Annotated in this window: 9 protein-coding genes; 5 read left to right on the top strand and 4 right to left on the bottom strand. The window is 68.7% G+C overall.

Translation table 11 applies throughout. The features are described 5' to 3' along the window. Positions 1-85 precede the first annotated feature (85 nt). A complete protein-coding gene (locus GA0070214_RS10795) occupies positions 86-6,121 on the bottom strand; it encodes a DUF4011 domain-containing protein (RefSeq protein WP_091261831.1) in 6,036 nt (2,011 codons plus the stop codon). Between the two features lie 119 nt (positions 6,122-6,240). On the opposite strand from GA0070214_RS10795, the gene GA0070214_RS10790 reads away from it, so the two are divergent. After that, entirely contained in the window at positions 6,241-6,726 is a 486-nt protein-coding gene (locus GA0070214_RS10790) for a hypothetical protein (protein WP_091261830.1), read from the top strand. A 64-nt stretch (positions 6,727-6,790) separates the two neighbouring features. Here GA0070214_RS10790 and GA0070214_RS32345 read toward each other — a convergent pair whose 3' ends face one another. The 3 genes from GA0070214_RS32345 to GA0070214_RS10775 form a co-directional block, all read right to left on the bottom strand. Beyond that, positions 6,791-7,507, bottom strand: coding sequence for a hypothetical protein (locus GA0070214_RS32345; protein ID WP_244167647.1), 717 nt, complete (start codon positions 7,505-7,507; stop codon positions 6,791-6,793). An 890-nt stretch (positions 7,508-8,397) separates the two neighbouring features. Next, on the bottom strand, positions 8,398-9,615 hold the full coding sequence (locus tag GA0070214_RS10780) for an McrC family protein (protein WP_244167646.1): 1,218 nt from the start codon (positions 9,613-9,615) through the stop codon (positions 8,398-8,400). After that, on the bottom strand, positions 9,612-11,900 hold the full coding sequence (locus tag GA0070214_RS10775) for an McrB family protein (protein WP_091261829.1): 2,289 nt from the start codon (positions 11,898-11,900) through the stop codon (positions 9,612-9,614). The genes GA0070214_RS10780 and GA0070214_RS10775 overlap by 4 nt, the downstream gene beginning before the upstream one ends. Positions 11,901-12,140: 240 nt before the next feature. On the opposite strand from GA0070214_RS10775, the gene GA0070214_RS10770 reads away from it, so the two are divergent. The 4 genes from GA0070214_RS10770 to GA0070214_RS31775 are packed head-to-tail and all read left to right on the top strand — an operon-like array spanning position 12,141 to position 17,364. Continuing rightward, a complete protein-coding gene (locus tag GA0070214_RS10770) occupies positions 12,141-15,239 on the top strand; it encodes an N-6 DNA methylase (protein ID WP_091261828.1) in 3,099 nt (1,032 codons plus the stop codon). Beyond that, positions 15,239-16,243, top strand: a complete 1,005-nt coding sequence (locus tag GA0070214_RS10765; protein ID WP_091261827.1) for a radical SAM protein — start codon at positions 15,239-15,241, stop codon at positions 16,241-16,243. The genes GA0070214_RS10770 and GA0070214_RS10765 overlap by 1 nt, the downstream gene beginning before the upstream one ends. Positions 16,244-16,273: 30 nt before the next feature. Continuing rightward, positions 16,274-16,687: a hypothetical protein gene (locus tag GA0070214_RS31780; protein ID WP_167364239.1), complete on the top strand. Its 414-nt coding sequence runs from the start codon at positions 16,274-16,276 to the stop codon at positions 16,685-16,687. Continuing rightward, on the top strand, positions 16,684-17,364 hold the full coding sequence (locus GA0070214_RS31775) for a hypothetical protein (RefSeq protein ID WP_279615649.1): 681 nt from the start codon (positions 16,684-16,686) through the stop codon (positions 17,362-17,364). The genes GA0070214_RS31780 and GA0070214_RS31775 overlap by 4 nt, the downstream gene beginning before the upstream one ends. Positions 17,365-17,372 lie beyond the last annotated feature (8 nt).

The following is a 17,372-nucleotide window of genomic DNA, read 5'->3' as shown; positions in this document are numbered from 1 at the left end:
CGGTCTTCGGCTGGACGTGCGCGGTGCACCATGAGACAAGCGAGGGCCGCCCGGCGTAGTCGGCCAGGGTTTCGCCGAGGCGCGGTCACGTCGATGACTCATGTGGACCCAGGGTCAGACGTCCCTCTTGGTCGAACCGGACTCGGCCGCTGGTCACGGCGACGTGCAGGCCGTATCGGAGTAGCTTGTCGATCTTGTCGGTGCGCCGTCGGTAGCCGAGGCGCTCCAGCCCCGCGCGCAGCAGGCGCTCCTCGTCCACGCTCGGCACGTCCTGCAGAACGTGCACGAACGCGTTGGCGACCTCCTCGGGAGGCACCTCCTCGAACGCCCGGTCGTTGCTCGCCTGGGTGACCCGGTACGCGCGGTACGTCTGCGGGTCCGTCTCCTCGGGCCAGGCGTACCGCCCCACGGTGGGATGGCCGTACAGCCGGCGGGCGTCGACGAGCGCGAGCACGGCAAGGCGCCGGTCCTCCCGGGTCCGCAAGAAGCCGAAACGGGCCAGGGCCAGGCGGGCGAGCCGGTGCTGTTCGACCGGGCCTTCCGCCGCGATGGTCTCCCGCAGCGCCTCCCGGACGAGCCCGCGTACCCGCTGGTCGGTGGCGAGAAGGTCGAGGTCGTTCTGGTCGCCGAGCGGCGTCGGGGTGTACGGGACGAAGGGCCTGACTTCGAGAGCGCCGGTCGTCGCCGGCGGCGCGCCCGCGACGGGGGCCGGCGCGGATGCGGTGGCGAGGTCCGTGACGGGGGCCGGCACCGCCGCTGTGGCGAGGCTCGTGACAGGTACCGGCGACACTTCCGTGGCGGGATCGGTGTCCTCCGCAACGCGCGGACCCGACAGCTCGACCAGGTGGACCTGCTCGACGTCCTCGGCCGTGCGGGGCGTCGGCAGCTCGACCGTGCCGTGGGGCGCGACGGCTTCCGCTGGCGCGGGCGGCTCTGGGGCGTCGGCTTTTGCGACGGCGTCGTCGACGCGGTCGAGCAGCGCGGACCGGTCGTGGATCCACGCCGGCAGCCAGAACCGCACCACCTCCGGCCAGCCCATGATGGTCCGGAGCAGGGCGGGCGCCAGGTCCCGGTCGGCCACCGTCGGGCGGGCGCTCCAGTCGGGGCCGTCCAGCATGACGGCCACCTGCCAGCGGGCCGAGCCGGGCCGGCGTACGGCGAGGTCCACGGTGAAGTCGGACAGGCCGTGTGAGGTGCGGACCTCGTGGCCACGGTCGCGCAGCGCGGCGGCCACCTCGTCGCGGATGCGGCTGCGCCGCTCGGCCCGATCGGTGGTCAGGTCGCCCAGCCGGTCGACGCCAGCCGCGGCCATCTCGCAGTACGCCCGCAAGTGCTGCGTGCCAACCGCCGAGGTGCGGGACAGGTCAATGTCCGACGGGTTGAAGGATGAGAAGAGCACCACCTGCCGGCGGGCCCGGGTGATCGCCACGTTGAGCCGCCGCTCACCGCCGGCCTGGCTCAGCGGACCGAAGTTCAGCGGAAGCTGGCCGGTGTCCGGGTTGGTGGAGAAGGCCAGGGAGAACAGGACGACGTCCCGCTCGTCGCCCTGCACGTTCTCCAGGTTCTTGACGAAGATCGGCTCGGCGACCGCGCCGGAGAGCTGCTCGCGGATGATCGGGTCGGTGCTGTCCTCCAGCAGGTTGAGGATGAGGTCCCGCTGCTGGATGTTGAAGGTGACCACACCGATCGACTGTCCGGCGGTGGCCGGGTCGTGCAGCCGCCGGGTGATGTCGGCGAGGACGGCGCGCGCCTCGACGTCGTTGGTCCGCGAGCCGCCGCGGTCGTACCGGCCGTCGACCCGCCGCCAGGCGATGCCGGTGGAGCCGCTCATCCCCGGCGACGGGAGGCTGGAGAGTTTGTTGTCGTAGTAGTAGCGGTTGGAGAAGGCGATCAGCGACTCGTCGTGGCTGCGGTAGTGCCAGGACAGCCACCGCTGCGGCAGCCCGGACTCGACGGCTTCGCTGAGGATGCTCTCCAGGTCCTCCAGTACCGGGCCGTCGCCCTCGTCGACGTCGTCAACGGTGTGGCTGGCCTGCATGATGCTGGACGGCGGCATCTGCCGGGAGTCCCCGACGACCACCACGGCACTGCCCCGCCCCATCGCGCCGATCGCTTCGGCGACCCGGATCTGCGACGCCTCGTCGAAGATGACCAGGTTGAATCGTTGGCTTCCCGGGGCCAGGAAGTTCGCCGCCGAGGCGGGGCTGACCAGCACGCACGGCGTCAGCGCCAGCACGGCGTCGGGGTACTGCTCGAACAGTTCCCGGAAGGACCGGCCGCCGCGCTTGCGGCGTAGTTCCGCCGCGAAGTCGGCGAAGCGGCCCCGCCGGTCGGTCGGGCTGAACGGGCGGCGGCGGACCAGCACCGAGGGCAGGCGCTCGGGCAGCGCCGCCCGCAGCTCACCGGCGGCCGTCTCGAACTGGGCGATCTCATCGTCGTGCAGTTCCGGGTCGAAGTACTGCAGCCCGCCGGCCCGTACCCGCTCGCCGAGGGAGGCGGCGGCGACGCCCCGACGGTATGCCTCCTCGGCGAACTGTCCGTTCACCTCGGCGCGCAGCAGCTGGTCCCGGTAGTCGGTGAGGCCGGCGGAGGCGAGCACGTCGGCGTGGGTGAGGACGGTGGCCCAGCGGCGCAGCGGGAAGAGTTCCTCGCTGCGCAGGTCGTGAAGCCAGGTCGCGCCGTCCCGCTGCCAGGCGTCGACCCAGTGCGAGCCGGCCGACCACAGGGCCAGCTCCGGCTCTGCGGAACGCAGCACCCCGCGCCAGGCCCGCCACCGGGAGGCGACCCGGTCCAGGAGGGCGGCGTCGACGTCGGAGATGCCGCGCTGGAACAGCTCCCAGGCCTGCGGGTGCCGGGCCAGGAGCGTGCGGCTGGCCCGGGTCGCTTCGATCGCCTCCGCCAGCCGCTGCTGTGCGTCCGGGTTCGTGGGCTGCCATGCTGGGATCCGTAGGCCGCCGAGCGCGACCGCGTGCTGGTGCAGCGCGGCGGCCTGGGCCTGGGCGGCGACCAGGCGTCCGGTGGTCACCTCGACCCGCTCGACGTCGAGCGTCGCACCGGCGACCAGGTGCACGGCCAGCTTGTCGACGACGGCCTGCCGGCGCTTGCGCTTGCCGAGCAGCTTCTTCGCCGCCTCCTGCGTCTCGGCGTGCCAGGCGGCCAGCTCGGGCCGGGCGAAGACGTCCGGGCGGAAGGTGGCGAGCTCACCGGCGAAGCCTTGGTGGAAGGCGGCCAGCTCCCCCTGAAGCCGGGCCGCGGCCTCGTCCCACCGCCGGTCGCCAGCGCGCACAGTGGTCTCCCGGTCCGGGAGCATTCCGCGTACGGCGAGCCAGGCGCCGGCCTGCAGCTCGGTGACGGTTTCCGGGGTAGGCAGCGTCCGCAGCAGCCCGACCAGGTGGGGGCTGGCGGCGAGGTCGGCACGGAGGCGTTCGAGGTCGGCGGCGATCTCGGTGACGGCCGCGCCGTGCAGCCCGTCGAGGGTCCGGCAGCCGCTGAGTGCCCAGGGATGCTCGGGCCGGACCCGCGCGGAGCGGGCGGCGGCCGGGAACTCCCGCAGCGTCGTCTCCACCTGAGCGCGTACCTCGGCGGGTGCGTGCAGGTAGCTGACCGGAACCGGGGCGGCCGGGCCGTCCCCGTACGCGAGGACCTGCTCGTAGGCCGACCAGAGCGACATCCCGACGGGGTTGGCGGTGTGGACCTGCGCTGGATACTCGGCCAGCGGGGCGAGCCGCGTCCGGTAGGCCGTTTCGACGGCCATCCAGTCGCCGTCGCTGCCCAGGTCGTACTGGTCCAGGGCGTCGCGCAGCTGCTGTCGGATGGCGTTGAGGGACTGCTTGCGCCCGTGCAGGTCCAGCGCGAACGGTCCGAGGCCGATCTGCTTGAGCCGGCGCTTCACCACCTCGAGGGCGGCCTGCTTCTCGGCGACGAACAGCACCGAGCGGCCAGCGGCGACCGCGCGGGCGATCATGTTGGTGATGGTCTGCGACTTGCCGGTGCCGGGCGGCCCTTCGAGCACGAACGACTGTCCGCGCTCGGCCATGACGATCGCCTGCATCTGGGAACCGTCGGCGGGGATCGGCAGGTGCAGCTCCCCCTCGTCCACGGCGACGTCGGTGTCGTGGTCCGGCCGGGCCGGGTCGTCGAAGGTGGCGCCGGAGGATTCCACAAGGTGCCGGACCACAGGGTTTTCCTTGAACCGGGGCCAGTGGTCGCCGAGGTCCCGCCACATCTGGAAGGTGGAGAACTGCAGCAGCCGCAGGCTGGCGGTCTCGTCGATGCGGTAGTTCAGCCGGTTGTCGACCAGCCCGGTGTTGATCGCCGCGAGGGTCTTCGCGATGTCGATGCCGTGCTCGTCGAGGACCGGCTGCTCCAGCTCCGGGATCCGCACGCCGTGCTTGACCCGCAGCCACTCGATGAGGCAGTAGTTAGGGCTGGCCACCTCGGTGCCGTCGATGACCATCGCGTACGGACGGCGGCCGCTGCCGCCCTCGATACGCACCGGCAGGAGGAACAGCGGCGCGTACGCCTCTCCCCCGGTGGTCTTGGTGTGCACCAGGGTGCCGATGGTCAGGTAGAGGTAGTTGCTGCCGGTCTCCTGCTCCATCGTGCGCGCCTCGCGCTGCAACGCCCGCATGGCGCTCTTGTAGCGGGCCTCGGTCACAGCGCCGTAGACCCGCCGGTCGGTGCGCAGCTCCCGGGTAAGGATCTCGGCGTCGAGGTCCTGCGCCCGGCGCGCGCCGGCCAGCTCGTGCACGTGGCTGATGTCGTCCTGCGGGATGACCTGCACCTGGCGGCCGTCGTGGATGAGGTCGTCCAGCAGGGCGAGGGCGCCGGCCGGCACGTGCAGGTCCAGGCCGCGGCCGCGCTTGGGCAGGTTGAGCAGCGGGTTGCGCAGGCTCAGGTCGAGCAGGGACTTCCGCCACTGCTGGATGCGCGCCGGGGAGCCGTCGGCGGGCTGTGGCACCTCGTCGCCCTCGTCGGCGAGCTGGCGCAGCTTCGCGGCGGCGACACCGGGCGGAAGGTCGAGCGACGCGCCGGCGTTGGGGGTCGTCTCGGTGTCGACGGGCGCGGGCGCGACCAGTTCGTCGGCCGAGGGCAGCGGCTGGATGCCGGAGCGGTGGGCGAGGTGGATGTCGATGACGCCCTGCAGCCGGTGGCCCTCGCTGCGGAAGTGGCCGAGGCCGACCCTTACCGCCTCGGTGAAGGTCGCCGACTGGGTGCCGGGCCCGATGCGGGTCAGCTCGACCGGCACCGCGCGGCCCGAGTCGACCATCGAGATCAGCAGGTTGGTCTCGGTGACCGCCGCGGCGCCGAGCCGCTCCTCTTCGAGGAGGAAGCCGCCGAAGGCGTGCCCCTCGCTGATGAAGACGAGCGGGTGCACCCCCGCCGCCTCCAGGCACGCGGCGTAGGTGACGGAGAGGTCGAGGCAGTTGCCGAGGCGCCCGTCCAGCACCGCGGCCGTCGTCCGCACCTTCTGGCCGCTGTTCTCGAACGACGCCGGGAGGGTCTGGTAGGTGATCTCGAGCTGGCGCAGTGCCTCGTACACGGCGCCGGCGATCAATGCCGCCCGCTCCGAGCCGTCCTGGTAGCCCTGCAGCGAACCGGAGCCGGTACGCGCGAGCAGGATCTGCGCCGCCGACCGCAGCACCGCCTCGACCGCCCGGGTGTTCGGCTGCACGAAAGCGGCCAGGCTGTCGTAGAGGGCGGGACTGTTGAACCACTCGTTGTGTGCGAGCACCCGTGACGGGGCGACCATCGTCAATGCCTGGCCATCCGCCTCAACGGTGAGGCGGTAGTCGACCGGGAACGCCTCGTCGGTGCGGTAGAGCAGCGCCCGGTCCGGGGTGACGTCCCGGAAGTCGTCCCAGCCGGTGCTCGCCCCGGGCCGCAGCGGCGCGGTGAGGGTACGGGTCCACGGCTCGGTGAGAGCGCCGTCGGGGCCGAGTAGCTCCAACGTCAGGGTCACGTCCGCCAGTGGTCCCGTGCCGCGGTTGACCAGCGTGAGGTGGCGGACCAGCGGCACCCGGTTGTGCAACAGGGCGGCGTTGATCGCCGGCTGTACCAGCAGCGCGACGGCGAGCCGGTCGTCGTCCGCGGTGAACTGCGCGAAGACGCTGTCGGACATAGGCGTTTCTCCAGGTGGCGAGGCCAGGAAGGGCCAGCCTAACGGTCGCCCGACCGGTGGATACTCCCCCGTCCGTATGCCGATCTTGGTTGTCGTATGACTGGGGCAGGATGTGCGCCATGACGACGCACCAACCGACCACCCGGCGCCTGGTCTACGGCCACGCCACCAATCACGACTGCCTGGCCTTCGTCGACGCCGACGCCGCCACAGGCGAGGCCGCGGAGATCAGGGCGCTCGCGGGCGCGCGTACCTGGGGCGAGGCCCGGCAGGTGCAGATGACCCACCTGGAGAACCCCGCCGGGCCGGACTGCTACGAAGAGGACGACTACGCCGACGACAAGCCCTTCGACATCACCGAGCTGGGCGCGATCGTGGACGGGTACTGGCCGAAGATGGTCACGGTGCGGGCGCTCGACGTGCTGCCGCGGGACCTGCAAGACCGGTACGGCGAAGTCGTGCTCACGGTTCACGAGGGCGAGTACCTGCAGGTTCGGCTCGACGGCGAGGCGGAACTGGTCGCGGAGCTGCGCGGGCGTGGTTACGAGTTGGCCCGCGACGACGAACTGATCAACTTGGTCGACGGCGTCGGCATCGGGGGGTGACCGGCTAAGGAACCACTGGAGAGGCCGGCATCGCCTCCCAGCCGGCATCCCCCGTGGCTCGCACTCACCGGCGGCGCTTGTTCAGGCTCGGAAGGCCGCCAGATACGGTCCGAACGCTGCCATCCGGGTTGCTCCGGCCCGGCTTCTGTAGAGCCTCGGTGACCCGCCGACCGGCGAGATCGGAGGCGCTCAAGTTGACGACGTCCGACCGCCGCCAACTTCGCATGCGAGCCAGAGCCTGCCCGCTGTCGGCGATACCGGTCAAGGCACGGATCGCCGGCATAGCCCGGGACGGGTCGGCGAGCAGGAGATGGGCGACATCGGCAGCGCTCAGCTGGCGCGGCGAGGTGTTGCCGACCGGGACGAGTGAGGCATGAATCTTGCCGTTCTGGAGCCACAGCCACACCGGCCGTTTGCCGTCGCCGGCCCGCATCCCCGGGATGGTCGACGTGGCACTTCGGCTGACGGGAGAGGGCTTGGGCGGCGGAAGGCGGGCTGGTAGATCGGCCGGTGGCTGCGCCAGCCGCTGCGCTTGCTTCGGGACGTCGGCGGCCGAGCGGGACGTGGCGGCATCCCACGATGGCACGTCGCCGGGTTGCCGCGGCTGGGTCGGTATCCCATGCGCTTCTCGCATGAAGCCGCCGGCGACCGCCCATTGCTCCGGGGTGAACCGGACCGGGACGAGCTCGGTCAGGTACGGCGCCGACGGATCGTGAATTGTGAGTTGCGCGCGCCGCTTGGCGTGGTCGGTTGCGGTGAGCGAGCCGATGTCGAGGACCATGGCCAGCGGTATGCGCCGGACGTAGGCCCTGGGCCACGGCAATAGCCGCCTGTGCCGGAGGACAAGGTGTTCCTTGTCGAACCAGGCGTCCCAACGCCGAGCGGCCAACCCGACCACCTCCCCGTGCTGCGCACCTTAGCGGCGGCAGAATCGTCGGTGCACTCGACTCAACGGGCAGTTCAGATGCCAGATCGTCTGGTGGTGTCAACGGCGCTGGCGGCGAAACCCTCACCGCGAAGGCCCGCCCTTCAGGTGCACCTACGATCGACGCTGTCATGGCGGCCCTGACCGTTCGTGCCGGCGCGTTCGGCCACGCCGCCCCGTCCAAGCTTCGCCGACATGCTCGCCAGCCCGCAGGCTGAATCGTCTAACCGCCCGCCTCGGTCGCTAGCCTCACCCACAGACGCGACAGGCCGGATGCTCGAGGGACCGGCGCAACGTCGGCTGCGTACCCGCAGCAACCCTGCGGGGGACGGTTGATCTTGATCGCAGGCAACATGCCGCCGATGAAGTCGATGGAGAACTCAGGGCGCGATCCGGGGGATCCCCGCCTGCCCGTCCTCGCGCCAATGGCGTTGCCGGGCCGCTGTGCCCGTTGTCGGCGATCCGCCGCTTTGCGGCTACCGGCACTCCGCTGGTCAGCGTGCTTGTGATCGGCTCGACCGACTTCGACCCTTGTCGTGGAACCGTTCGATCTGTTCCACGCTGGTGCACACCACGGTCTTGGAGGCCCGCCAATCCGTCCTGCACCCAGGGCTCAGAGCTGACGTCAATCTGCTGCCAGCGTGACGAGTCCGCGCCCATGTACGGTTCCCCCATCTCGGACGGACCTCGGCACCTTACCCGCATACCAGATCCAGTCTTCGGCGAGCCGAATTGAACCGCCCATCTCAGGCGGGGTGATGAAGCGGCGCAGCAGCTTCGTGCATGGCGAGGTGGGCAAGGATGTTCACGTCTTTTAGGAGTTGCTCAGGCGGTTGGCGCAGGTTGAGCGGCCGGTAGCCGATGGTGGTGTTGGTGTTGCGGATAGGCCAGGTGGTGGGTGGTTCTGTGCCTTGGGCGTAGAGGATCCAACCGCTGCGTAAGTTCAGCGCGGTGCAGTAGGCGAGCATCTGGTAGACGTCGGCGTTGGTTGGTTTCCCTGCACCGGGCTCGATCTTGTACTTGGCGTCGAAGACGGCCACTGGTTGGCCGTCGATGATATGCAGGACATCGGGTTCGATTCGAACGGCGTGCCCTACGTCAAGCGGCCATTTGCCAGGTGTCTCGGTGTGGCCACCGTAGCTAGACAGCGCCTCGCGCAGGGCCACGCCAATGAACGCTTCGAAGACCTTCTCCATGTTGACGACGAAAGCTGCGATGGCATAGCGGCCGGCACCGGGGTCGGCGGAGCAGTGCCGCAGAATCAGCTCGCTGAGTCGTAGCGCCGGGGCGTATCGGGCGTTGAGCCGGCTCGGACGCCACACGGGCAGCGGAGCTCCTTGCGGTAGTACGCGCACCCCGGCCAGGCGGGCATCCAGCTCGGTCAGATCAGTCTGATCGGCGTCGCGTAGCCGCGGCACGGCCAGCATGCGTTGGACGGCCGTGCGCAGGAGACGGTTCTCCGGGATGTCGTTGCTGTGGTCGTCGTACCGCACCTCGACCGGTAGCGGCACGCCGGGGCGTGCGGCCGCGTGGTCGCCGAACCGGATTCGTCCGCGTACGAGCGGCAGGGCGTCGTCGACGGTGACGTATCCGTGCAGCGGACCGGAGGCGAGTGCGCGACGGGTGTAGCGAATCAGTGATGTGGCCAGGGCCGGCCACAGTCCGGCGGTGGGGACGCCGGCCACGTCTTCCGGGCGGAATCCGGGGTTGGTCGCGTAGCCGAGGAAGAAGAGCATGTTGGCAAGGCCGACCTTGGGCGTCACCTCAATCTCGAGATTGCCGACACGGATTGCCCCGACCTTTCGGCCGGCTTTGATCTTCCATTGGCCGCCGACGACAGGGCTCACGGTAACGAGGCCCGCGGCACGCAGCGCGGCGACCTGGTGGTCGTCCAGTGCCAGCACGACCGCCTTGGATCCGACCTCGGTGAGGACGATGGAACCCGGTGTGGCGCTGGTGTTCACGCCAGGCCCGCGGCGACGTCAGCGTTCTGGGCTGGCACGGTGACTCGCGCAGCGTCGGTGTCGTCGCCTACCCGCCGATTAGGGGGACCTTGTGTGGCGATAGCCGTGCGGATTGCGGGCAGCCCGAACCGGCTGCGGACCGCTGCGCGTGATAGGCGTCCCGCGTAGTGCTCCTCGAGTAGCGGCAGGAGGTCGTGGTCCCAAATCCGTGTGAGGCCGTCGACATGCTCCGCGGTGGGGCGCATGAAGTAGGAAGGGCCGATCTTGAAGTCGTGGTCGGCGGCCCCGATCGCCGCGTTGAGCGCGCCCAGCAGGGCGGGACGTTCGTCATCGGCCTTGCCCTGCTTGTTCAACCACACGTTCAGCACCGACGAGACCGGTTCCTCGTCCGGGTGCAGCTCGACGAATGCGAAGCGGCGGCGGATGGCGGCATCGACCAGCGCGATCGACCGATCGGCGGTGTTCATAGTGCCGATGAGCAAGACGTTTGGCGGCAGGTTGAACGCCTCCGCCGGCGAGTACTGAAGGCGTACGGTGGCCTGCCGGTACTCCAGGAGGAAGTACAGCTCTCCGAAGACCTTCGCGAGGTTGGCGCGATTGATCTCGTCGATGACCAAGACGTGCGGCTTGCTTGGATTCTCCTTGGCAGCTGCGGCGATCTCCCGAAGCGGTCCGGGAACCTTGGCGAAGCCCACCCCCGCGCCGTCTGCGCCCTCAACTGGCCGGAAGCCTTCGAAGAAGTCCTCGTAGGCGTACGAGGGGTGGAACTGGACCAGACGGATCGCGTCCCGTTCTGCGATGTGTCGGGCCACTGCCTGGGCGATAAACGTCTTGCCCGTGCCGGGTGGGCCGAACAGGACGACTTGGGACCGCTCTTGCCACAGATCGAGCAGCTTCTGCAACCAGTCCTGAGGAAGGTTCAGGCGATCGGCGAGGTCGCCGGTAGCCGGCGGCAACGCCTGCACAGTTTGCGGGGCCTGCCTGCTACGACTGTTGCCCTGCGGTTCGGGGCCGGGAGGCTCCACCACCTCCTCGATCAGAGCCGTGAGCGCCTCCAACGCACCGGTCAGGTCAACGACAGCACCCTGCTGATCCAGCTCCGCCGGAAGGGGCGCTGGGAGGGTGTCCACCGGAACCGGGTTAATCGCCACCCACTGCACCGGTCTGACCAGCAGCAGCTCGTCTCCGTCGAAGACATAGTCCGGTTCCCCATCGATCACGCCGAGGTGCAGCTCGTCGTTGACCACTGTCGCCACGATGTCCTCGACGTTGATCAGCGACAGGAAGGCGTGGTACTCCGTGGCGAGCACGAGCCGCCCGGCGTAGTCCAAATGCCCGAACCCGGCATCCACGGCTGACCGCACCACGGATCGCTCTGATTCCGCAGGCAGCTGGCCGATGCGGGTGGCCACGAGCGAAACGACCTGGTCGCTCTTCCACTGGTCGAGCACGCCTTCACTCGCCCGGGACCGGACGAGCCAGGCACGCCGACCCTGCGGTGGCGGCTTCCACTGACTCGCAAACGGCGGCCGGTAGAAGTCGACTCGCTGCCCACCGACCCGCTTCTGCACCTGTGTGGTGATGTGGAACAGGTCTCTGTTGAGGTCCGGCGTCGGCGCCACTGCGGCACCTGGGGCGAACGCGTCGCGGATCGCCCGCTTGTGGGCCACGTTGACGATCGGCAAGAAATGCGTGGGGAACGCGAGGTAGAGCAGCGCCTCCCGCAACGAGGGCATTAGCTTCTTCTCGTACACAACCTCCTGCCACGCCCAGGGGTCGCTCAGAGCGAGAGCGCGCCGTTGCTCAGGTAGCGCCCACCAGGCCAGGAGAAACTCGACCGCGTCGGCCAGCCACTTCCACAACATCGTGTGGGCGCCGGTCCCCCCGTTCCAGGTCTTCTGCTGAAAAGCGGCAACGAGCTCCTCTGGGACGGTCGAAGGTGTGCGCATCCAGGCCAGCACAGCCTCAACCCGTCTGCGCTTGGTCACGGGGGTGAGGTTGCTCAGCGGAAGCGCCTGCAGGGTCAACAACTCCGCAACCAACAACTTGACCTCATCGGAGGCGTCATCGAGCTGCCGGTGCAACTTGACCAGGAACGCATCAGAGCCCTCGTCGGGGCGCTCGTTGTAGGCGCGGAACAGCTCCCTCACGGTCTCCCGGGCCCACGCCCGCCTGCCAGGAACAAGCAGCGAACCGCCCTGGCCGAGCCCCACATCGATGAGTCTGCGGCCGACGGACCGCACCAAGTCGTCGTCTCGCGAGGGAATGATCGCCTCGTTCTCCACGACTCACCCCTATCAGGCGCCGGCTATACATACAGGGCCAGCGGTGACGCCCACCGCACTCCAAGCAACCTAGTGAGCCCGGTACCACCCAGCAAGGGCCCAATTGGGCAAAAGCGGCCCATGCCGGGACCCCACAGCCGCATCCCGATATCGCATTCAGCCACAATCCGTATCTGTCTGAAACCTGACAGTAGTTCGTGACCTCTTGGATCTCGCCGTCTTCAATATCCAGACTGATGTATGGCCCGCTCGGACGGTACGCCAGACGGAAGCCGGCGCCGCCCTTCACCTCCCCGGTCGCAGGCACGCGCCCCCGACGGTTTCCCCCCGTCACTGCAGCCGCTGCTGGCCCGAATCGCCGACCGGCGAGCCGCCCGCAGCGAAGCAACCCTGCAAGCCGACATTCGCCAACTTCTGCTGGCCGGCGACTTCGGGCTCTCCGGCGCTCATCTCGACGACGTCGATCTCGAAGCCGCGGCGGGCGGCGGCCGGCGTATCGACATCGAGGTCGGCTACACCATCATCGAGGTCAAACGCCGTCTCCACGCCGGACGCTCGCTGCTGGAGGCTGAACGCCAGCTCGGCGGCTACGTACGGTCGCGCAGCTTGGAGAGCGGCCAGCGATACGTCGGCATCCTCACCGACGGCGCCACGTGGCGCGCGTACCAGCTGTCTGGCAAGCGATTAGCGCTCATTGACACCCACACGTTGGCCGCCAATCGCCCCGACGGCCTGGCCCTCTTCTACTGGCTGGAAGGAGTGCTGGCGACAAGCCAGCGGGTCCGGCCGGCGCCCGCGGAGGTGGCTCGCCGCCTCGGCGCACAGAGCACCTCTCACAAGCTGGATCGCGCCGCGCTCGCGGCGCTCTACGCCGAGCACGAGCAGCTGCCGACGGTGAGGTTGAAGCGGAAGCTGTGGGCGGAGCTGCTGGACAGCGCCCTGGGCACCCAGTTCGTCGACGACCGGGATCTGTTCGTCGAGCACACCCTGCTGATGAACAGCGCGTACATCATCGCGCACCTGGTCCTCGACATCGACGCCTTGGCGTTGCAGCCGCAGGACCTCATCACCGGGCAGCGGTTCGACCGGGCCCGCATCCTGGGCGTGGTCGAACACGACTTCTTCGGCTGGACCACCGAGGTGCCCGGCGGTCGGGAGTTCATCCAGGGACTCACCCGGCGCCTGGCGCGCTTCGACTGGCGGCAAGCCGACCACGACATCCTCAAGGTGCTCTACGAGTCGATGATCGGGCCCGAAACGCGCAAGCGCATGGGCGAGTACTACACGCCCGACTGGCTCGCCGAGCACCTCGTCGACACCTTTGTCGCCGATCCGCTACGGCAACGGGTGCTGGACCCCGCCTGCGGCTCGGGCACCTTCCTGTTCCACGCCGTACGCCGATATCTGGCCGCCGCCGAGACGGCGGACCTGTCGCTGGATGTCGCGCTGACGCAACTCACCGACCACGTGGTCGGCGTCGACCTGCACCCGGTCGCCGTGGCGCTCGCACGTGTGACCTATCTGCTCGCCATCGGCCATCAACGGCTCGCCGGCGAGCGGGGTCCCATCACCATCCCGGTATATCTCGGCGACAGCATGCAGTGGCGCGAACGCCGCGACCTCTTCACCGAAGAGCACGTGCGGATCAGCGCCGGCTACAACACCAGCGAGGTCGAGGAGTGGCTTCGCTTTCCGAAGGGCCTGCTCAACGAGCCGAGCCGCTTCGATCAGATCGTCGCGCGGCTGGCCACGATCGCGGCTAAGCCGCGAGATCCGGACAACCCGCCGTCGCTGGCGGCGTTCTTCCACCACATGGAGATCGGGCCGGACGATCAGGCGATGATCCGCAGCACCTTCGAGGCGATGTGCCGACTGCACGACGAGGGCCGCGACCATATTTGGAGCTACTACCTACGCAACCTCGCCCGGCCCGTCTGGCTTGCCATGGACGACAACCGGGTGGACGTCCTGATCGGCAACCCGCCGTGGCTCTCCTATCGCCACATGCCGCCGGGTATGCAGGCGATGTTCAAGAGGCTGTCCCACGATCGCGGGCTGTGGCGTGGCAACCAGTTCGCAACCCAGCAGGACCTCTCGGCTCTTTTCGTCGCCAGAACCATTCAGCAGTATCTCCGCGACGGCGGCGCGTTCGCTTTCGTCCTGCCCAACGCCGTGCTCGACCGTGAGCACTTCGAAGCTTTCCGCAGCGGGCGATACAAGGACAAGGTCGAGCCGACCGATGTTGCCTTCACCGGCTCCTGGGACCTGCGCCGCCTACGTCCGCATCCCTTTCCGCGGGGCGCCAGTGTCGTCTTCGGCAACAAGGCGGCCACGGGCAGTCCTCGCGGCCTCCCACCGGTCACCGACCGGTGGACGGGACGCCTCGTCGCCGATGCCAGGACATGGGCAGAGATCTCGCCATCCATTCACCGGGAGCCTGCCCCGTTGGGGCGGGCATCCCTCGCCGAGTCACCGTACATGGCGCACGTGCGCAACGGCGCGACCATCTTCCCCAAGATCCTTTTCTTCGTGGAGACCGATACGGGCGGACGGCTCGGCCTGGGTGCTGGCCGCCACGCCGTTCGCTCTGCGCGGAGCAACCTGGAGAAGGCCCCGTGGAAGGAGTTGCCCGCACTCGAAGGCGTCGTGGAGAGCGAATTCATCCGCTCTGTGCTGCTCGGCGAATGCCTGCTGCCCTATCGGATCCTGACGGCGAAGAAGGCGGTGCTCCCGCTCGACGGTTCCACGCTGATGACCGGGCCTGACTCCGGGCTGGACTACTACGTCGGCCTTGCCGAGTGGTGGCAGAAGGCGGAGACCACCTGGGAGGCGCACCGCAGCAGCGGACGCCTCACCCTGAGCGAACGACTCGACTTTCATCGCGGGCTCACCGCCCAGTTCCCGGCGCCGCCTCTGCGGCTGGCCTACACCGCCTCCGGGATGCATGTCGCGGCCGCGATCGTGGATGAGCCAGCCGCGGTCGTCGAGCACAAGCTCTACTGGGCACCCATCGCCACCCGCGAGGAGGGCTTCTTCCTCTCGGCGATCCTGAACAGCAGCGCGCTGACCGACCTTGTCCGACCAATGATGTCCTACGGCAAGGACGAGCGCGACATCGACAAGCACGTGTGGAACCTGCCCATTCCCCACTTCGATGACGTGAACGGCCAGCACCAGCGGCTCGCAGAACTCGGCCAGCAGCAGTCTGAGACCATCGCCGGGTTACATCTGGCCGAGGGCGCGAACTTCGTGACGTTGCGCCGCCAGGTCCGAGCCGAGCTCGCACGCCACCCTGCCACCGACGAGATCGAGGCGGTCGTCATGGAAATGCTCAGCTGATGGACGCCTCGCCTGGTAGCGGCGCGAAGGAGCGGCCGATACTGCTCAGGGCGCATCGGATCGTAAACATCGGTGGCGGCGATTACGCCTTCACCGATCTTCGCAAAACGGATCTTGGCGGTGTGCAGGGCCGGCAGTTCCGCTTCTTCACGCCGGTGCGGCGGGACCGGATGCGCTTACCCACCTCCCTGCCGGAGTTCGCGGGGTTGCGGCATGTGGCCAATCTGTCCGACAGTCCGGTGACGGTGGCGGCGGAGCTCGGTGGACACTGGTCGGAGTACAACCTCGCTGCGATCACGCACGTCGCCGCCTGCAACTTCCGCTGTTCCTACTGCTACGTTGACTACCGCCATCTCGCCGGTCAGGACGCCTTTATCACGAGCGCCGACGGTGTGGTGGACGAGTTCCTCGCGCTCAGACGCACGGCCGAGGCTGCCGGAAAACAGCTTAGCCTGTTGCGTGTGAGCGGCGGGGAGCCTCTGCTCGCGCCTTCCCTGGTGATCGAGATCTACCGCTGTCTGGCAGCGCGGGACCTGCTCGGGTCCGTCGTCTTGAAGGTGGAGTCCAACCTTTCCGCCCTGCCGTACGCCTGGCAGCAGAGCGGTCTTCGGCTCTCCGCGGCCGAGCGCGAGGAGCTGCGGCGCGTCAAGGTTCACACGACGCTGCATCACCCGCCCGGCAGCGGCGACTGGCCCGCCATCCGCGACGGGATCGTCCTGGCACTCGAGCTTGGGTTCGATCTGTTTCCAGCGGTCGGCGCCAGTGACTGGACCGCAGAGCAACTCGACAGGACCTTTCACGAGTTGGCCCTAATCAGCCCGGGGCTCCCGCAGCGACTCGCGGTGCGCCCCTTCCACCTGGACTACCCCGCTCTCGCCGACCGCCGGAAGCTGCCCCTACCCAACGAATCCGAAGCGCCTTCGATGGTGTGGGAGGAGATTCTGCGACGGCACACCGGTGTCGGGTACCTCGACGAACCTCGTCATCTGGTACCGCTCAGCTGAGCACGAGTACCGACAACACTCGGAGGATCCATGCCGGAAATCAAGGCGATCACGATATGCAGCAGCTCCAAGTTCTACGACACAGCCCAGCGTGCCGAGGCTGCGTTCCGTGACCTGGGCATGACCGTCCATACCCCTCGCTACGACTTCAACGAACAGCAAGTGACGGTCGGCGAGTCGGACAAGGTTCGGCTCACCCACGACTTCCTCGCCAAGATTGCCAAGTCGGACGCGATATTCGTCGTAGCTACGGGCGGATACGCGGGCGTGAGCGTATGCATCGAGGTCGGCTACGCCGCGGGGCAGGGCAAGGCCATCCTGTTCTCCGAACAGCCAACCGAGTTCGCACTCCGGGCGCTGGTCGACGCGGTGGTTCCGGTCGAGGAGATCGGCCCAGCGCTGCGGTCGGTGGCCAGGGCCGGAGCAGCGGGCCGAACGCAGTGATAGTCGCCGTCCCCGGATCATCGAGCCGACTGTACGGCCCGGTCGCCGACGCCATCGGTAGCCGCTTCGCCAGAAATGACGAGGCGCATCCGAGGTCATTGTGGCACCGCATAGGCGCGGATTCGCTTGTCCACTGTCGGGGCTTCGACGTACCAGAACTCGTGGCTTCGGAAGCCGTCGACATCGGCATCACCGGCTATGACGTGTGCGTCGAATGGTGCCTTGCAAGCGGCCAGTCGCTCACCATCCGGGCGTTGCCGCCGGCTCGGACATCATTTGTCACCTACTGCACGGTCGCCGGCCGAACGCCACACACCATCTACACCGAATATCCGGCCATCACCCGGGCCTGGCTCGCCGCCTGCGCGAACCCTCAGCCAGTGCGGATCGTACGGCTGCACGGGTCCACCGAAGGCGTCATTCGCGCCGACGACACCGGCGCCGGATTGCTGCTCGTGACCTCGGGGCAGACCCTGGCCGCGAACGGTCTCGACGTGGAGGTGCCGCTTCTCGCCACCGACGTGTGCGTCGTGACGCGTACCCTGCCTCCCGCCGGGCAGACGCTGATCGACCTGCCGTCGCTGCCGGTGCTGCCACTGCCAAGCTTCTGCCAGGCACCGGGCGGGAGTGCCGACAAGCCAATACCGCGGCAACGCGACGGAGGGTTGCGCCGGTGAGGTCGACA

Source organism: Micromonospora chaiyaphumensis, assembly GCF_900091435.1.
GTDB lineage: Bacteria > Actinomycetota > Actinomycetes > Mycobacteriales > Micromonosporaceae > Micromonospora > Micromonospora chaiyaphumensis.
This window is presented reverse-complemented; position numbering and strand designations above follow the sequence as displayed.